General features: G+C 75.2%; 3 protein-coding genes and 1 pseudogene. All 4 read right to left on the bottom strand.

The features are described from left to right. The coding region (locus tag VR44_RS18450; protein WP_045948628.1) for an ATP-binding protein at window positions 1–971 on the bottom strand (971 nt) is incomplete at its 3' end. Window positions 972–979: 8 nt separating this feature from the next. After that, window positions 980–2,578 carry an acyl-CoA carboxylase subunit beta gene (locus tag VR44_RS18445; protein ID WP_045948627.1) on the bottom strand — a complete coding sequence of 533 codons (1,599 nt, stop codon included), beginning with the start codon at window positions 2,576–2,578 and terminating at the stop codon, window positions 980–982. Then, complete coding sequence (locus VR44_RS18440; protein ID WP_245691961.1) at window positions 2,575–4,509, bottom strand: acyclic terpene utilization AtuA family protein; 1,935 nt, start codon at window positions 4,507–4,509, stop codon at window positions 2,575–2,577. Before VR44_RS18440 ends, VR44_RS18445 begins: the two co-directional genes overlap by 4 nt. Before the next feature lie 168 nt (window positions 4,510–4,677). Next, window positions 4,678–4,773 (bottom strand): annotated as a pseudogene (locus VR44_RS48860) (wyosine base formation domain-containing protein); the annotation flags it as partial. Window positions 4,774–4,791: the final 18 nt, after the last annotated feature.

The raw sequence follows: 4,791 nt of genomic DNA, 5'->3' as shown, positions 1-4,791 counted from the left end.
CCGACGGGGTCGGGCGGGGTGGGCGGGAGGGGTTCTCCCTCGGCGATGCGGAGCTGGAGGGCGACGAGGTCGAGGCCGAAGACGGCTTCGGTGACGGGGTGTTCCACCTGGAGGCGGGTGTTCATCTCCAGGAAGTACGGGCGTCCGTCGGCGCCGACGAGGAACTCGACCGTGCCCGCGCCCCGGTAGGAGACCGCCCGGGCGGCGGCCACGGCGGCCGCGTGGAGGCGTTCGCGGAGCTCGTCGGTGAGGGCGGGCGCCGGGGCTTCCTCGATGACCTTCTGGTGGCGGCGCTGGAGGGAGCAGTCGCGGGTGCCCAGGGCCCAGACGGTGCCGTGGGCGTCGGCGAGGACCTGCACCTCCACGTGGCGGCCGTGCTCGACGTACGGCTCGGCGAAGACCTCTCCGTCGCCGAACGCGGACAGGGCCTCGGCGACGGCCGCGTCGAGGGATTCCTTGAGGGAGTCCAGGTCCCGTACGACGCGCATCCCGCGGCCGCCGCCGCCCGCGGCGGCCTTCAGCAGCAGGGGGAGGTCCGCGGCGGTGGCCGTGGCCGGGTCGACGGACTCCAGCAGCGGCACCCCGGCGGCCCGCATGAGGTCCTTGGCCCGGGTCTTGGAGGCCATGGCCTCGATGGCGGCGGGCGGCGGGCCGATCCAGGTCAGGCCGGCGGCCTCGACGCGGCGGGCGAAGTCGGCGTTCTCGGAGAGGAAGCCGTACCCGGGGTGGACGGCGTCCGCGCCGGCCGCGCGGGCCGCCTCGATCAGCAGGCCGGCCCGCAGGTAGGTGTCGGCGGGGGCGGCCCCCGGCAGCCGGACGGCGGTGTCGGCGGAGCGGACGTGCAGGGCGTCGGCGTCGGGGTCGGAGTGGACGGCGACCGTGGCCAGGCCCAGGGCGCGGGCCGTCCGGAAGATCCGTACGGCGATCTCGCCCCGGTTGGCGACCAGGAGGGTGGTGATCGGGTTCGTCATGGGCGGGCTCACATCCGGAAGACGCCGAAGCCGCCACGGGCGCCCTCGACGGGGGCGTTGTGGACGGCCGACAGGCACAGGCCGAGGACGGTACGGGTGTCGCGCGGGTCGATGACTCCGTCGTCGTAGAGCCGCCCGGACAGGAACATGGGGAGGGACTCGGACTCGATCTGCGCCTCGACGAAGGCGCGCATCCCGGCGTCCGCCTCCTCGTCGTAGGGCTGTCCCTTGGCGGCGGCGGACTGCCTGGCCACGATCGAGAGCACACCGGCGAGCTGCTGGGGGCCCATGACGGCGGACTTGGCGCTGGGCCAGGCGAAGAGGAACCGGGGCTCGTAGGCGCGGCCGCACATGCCGTAGTGGCCGGCGCCGTAGCTGGCCCCGATGAGGACGGACAGGTGCGGGACGCGGGAGTTGGACACCGCGTTGATCATCATCGAGCCGTGTTTGACGATGCCGCCCTGCTCGTACTCCTTGCCGACCATGTAGCCGGTGGTGTTGTGGAGGAACAGGAGCGGGATGTCGCGCTGGTTGGCGAGCTGGATGAACTGGGCGGCCTTCTGGGACTCGGCGCTGAACAGCACGCCCTGGGCATTGGCGAGGATGCCGACCGGATAGCCGTGGAGGGTGGCCCAGCCGGTGACGAGGCTGGGGCCGTAGAGGGGCTTGAACTCGTCGAAGTCGGAGGCGTCGACGATGCGGGCGATGACCTCACGGGGGTCGAAGGGGGTCTTCAGGTCCGGCGGGACGATCCCGAGGAGCTCCTCCGCGTCGTACAGCGGCTCGGCGGCGCGGGGCGGTTCGGGGTAGGGCTTGCGGTGGTTGAGCCGGGCCACGATGCGGCGGGCCTGGCGGATGGCGTCGTGCTCGTCGAGGGCGTAGTGGTCGGCGAGGCCGGAGACGCGGGCGTGCATGTCGGCTCCGCCGAGGGACTCGTCGTCGCTCTCCTCGCCGGTGGCCATCTTGACGAGGGGCGGACCGCCCAGGAACACCTTGGAACGGTCCTTGATCATGACGGTGTGGTCGGACATCCCCGGGATGTAGGCGCCGCCGGCGGTGGAGTTGCCGAAGACGACGGCGACGGTGGGGATGCCGGCGGCGGAGAGCCGGGTGAGGTCGCGGAAGATCGCCCCGCCGGGGATGAAGATCTCCTTCTGGGAGGGCAGGTCGGCACCGCCGGACTCCACGAGGCTGATGCAGGGGAGCCGGTTCCGCAGGGCGATCTCGTTGGCCCGCAGGGCCTTCTTGAGGGTCCAGGGGTTGCTGGCGCCGCCGCGCACGGTGGGGTCGTTGGCGGTGATCAGGCACTCGACGCCCTCGACGGTGCCGATGCCGGTGACCATCGAGGCGCCGACGGGGTGGTCACTGCCCCAGGCGGCGAGGGGGGACAGTTCGAGGAACGGGGTGTCGGGGTCGAGCAGCAGCTCGACGCGTTCACGGGGCAGCAGCTTGCCGCGGCCCCGGTGGCGGGCGGTGTACTTCTCCCCGCCGCCCGCGAGGGCCTTGGCGTGCTCGGCGTGCAGGGCGTCCAGCCGTTCGAGGGCGGCGGCACGGGCCTGCGCGTGCTCGGGGGCCCGGGGGTCGACGGTGGTACCGAGACGGGTCATGAACGGATCCCCTCCGTGGCGGGTGGTGCCCCGTCGGGGGCGGGCGGTGCCCCGTCGGGGGCCGGTGGTGCCCCTTCGGGGGCCGGTGGCAGGAGGTGGGTCGGGATGTCGACGTGGCGGGCGCGGAGCCATTCGCCGAGGGCCTTGGCCTGGGGGTCGAACCGGTGCCCGGAGGCGACCCCGGCGCCGAGGATCCCGGTGACGGTGAAGTTCAGCGCCCGCAGGTTGGGCAGCTCGTGGCGGGCCACCGGGAGGGCGGCGGTCTCGGGGAGCAGGGCCCCCAGGAGCTCGACGGTGAGGGTGTCGCGGAGCCACTCCCAGGCCGCGTCGCTCTCCACCCAGACGCCGATGTTGGCGTCACCCCCCTTGTCCCCGGACCGGGCCCCGGCCAGCAGCCCGAGAGGTGCGCGGGTGGTGGGGCCGGGGGCCGGGGTCCCTGCGGGGCCCTCCCCCGCCCCGCCCCTCCTCCCCCGGCTACCGCCGCGGGGACCCCCGGGAACCGGTGCTCCGCCCCGGGGGGCGTGGGCCCCGTCGGCCGCCGGCAGACCCCCCTCGCCGGCCGGCGCGACCGGGGCGGGGGACACCTGACCCGCGCCCCCGACCGGCGGGACCGCCCCCTTCGGGACGGCGGCGCCACAGGCGGCCCCGTCCCCGGCCAGGGGCCCGGAGCCGTCCGGAGCGGGGGACTCCGAGCGTCCGCCCCCGACCGGCAGGCGGGTGCCGTCCGGGAGGACGGCCACGTGCGGGACGGAGGCGGCCGGGACCAGGGTGGAGGTGAACACCCCGTACGGCTGGGCCTCTCCCGGCGGGGCCGTGACGTGGAAGCCCGGGTAGCTCGCCAGGGCCAGTTCGATCGCCGCGCCCGTCAGGGCCCGGCCCACCCGGTCCGGCGACGGGTCACGGACCACCAGCCGCAACAGGGCGCTCGCCGTCTCCTCCGTGTCCGCGTCCGCGCGGTCGGTGCGGGCCAGGGTCCACGTCACACCCGCCACCCCCGACAGGGCCTCCGCCAACTGGGCCCGTACCAGCTCCGCCTTCGCCTCCACGTCCAGGCCCGTCAGGACGAAGACCACCTCGTTGCGCCAGCCCCCGACCCTCGTCACCCCCACCTTGAGGGTGTCCGGCGGCGCCTCCCCCACGGTCCCGCTGATCCGGACCCGGTCCTCGCCGTCCGGGGTCAGCCGCACCGTGTCCAGGCGGGCCGTGACGTCGGGGCCCAGGTACCGGGCGCCCTGGGTCTCGTACAGGAGCTGCGCGGTGACCGTGCCCGTGGAGACGAGGCCGCCCGAGCCGGGGTGTTTGGTGACGACCGCCGAGCCGTCCTCGGAGACCTCCGCCAGCGGGAAGCCGGGCCGGCGCACGTCGTGGGCGGTGAAAAAGGCGTAGTTGCCGCCAGTGGCCTGCGTGCCGCACTCCAGGACGTGCCCGGCGACCACCGCCCCCGCCAGCCGGTCGTACTCCTGCGGCCCCCAGCCGAACCACCACGCGGCCGGCCCGCTGACCAGCGCCGCGTCGGTGACCCGGCCGGTGACCACCACGTCCGCGCCCGCCCGCAGGCAGGCGGTGATCCCGGCTCCCCCGAGGTAGGCGTTGGCCGTCAACGCCCCCTCGGCCGGCCCCGCGGCCGCCCCCGTGTCCCCGTGCCGCATCAGGTCGTCGCCCTCGACGTGCGCGACGCGTACGGGCACCCCCACCTTGTCCGCCAGCGCCCGCACCGCGTCCGCCAGCCCGGCCGGGTTCAGCCCGCCCGCGTTGGTGACGATCCGCACGCCCCGCTCGTGCGCGAGCCCGAGCCCCTCCTCCAGCTGCTTCAGGAAGGTCTTGGCATAGCCGAGGTCCGGGTTCTTCAGCCGGTCGCGGCCGAGGATCAGCATGGTCAGCTCGGCGAGGTAGTCGCCGGTCAGGACGTCCAGCGGGCCGCCGGCCAGCATCTCGCGCACCGCGCCGAACCGGTCGCCGTAGAAGCCGGAGGCGTTGCCGATGCGCAGGGGGCGCCGGCCGGTCACCGCGTCCCCCGGGCCCGGACCCGCCGGGCCGGCGAAGGCCTGGGCGATGTCCAGCCAGCGGTCGGCGTCGGCGCCCACGGCGGTGAGCGCGAGGTCGGCGCGGTGGGCGCGCTGGGTGACCAGCAGGCAGAAGTCCAGCGCCGGCCCCGTGATCCGCTGCCCGGCGTCCACGGGCCCGTACGCCCACACCTCCGCCCCGTCCGGAGC

Source organism: Streptomyces katrae, assembly GCF_000966975.1.
Taxonomy (GTDB): Bacteria; Actinomycetota; Actinomycetes; order Streptomycetales; family Streptomycetaceae; genus Streptomyces; species Streptomyces katrae.
This window is presented reverse-complemented; position numbering and strand designations above follow the sequence as displayed.

Coding starts and splice junctions, on each gene's coding strand:
- VR44_RS18445 (WP_045948627.1), bottom strand. CDS start 2,578: ATGACCCGTCTCGGTACCACCGTCGACCCCCGGGCCCCCGAGCACGCG.
- VR44_RS18440 (WP_245691961.1), bottom strand. CDS start 4,509: ATGCTGGCCGGCGGCCCGCTGGACGTCCTGACCGGCGACTACCTCGCC.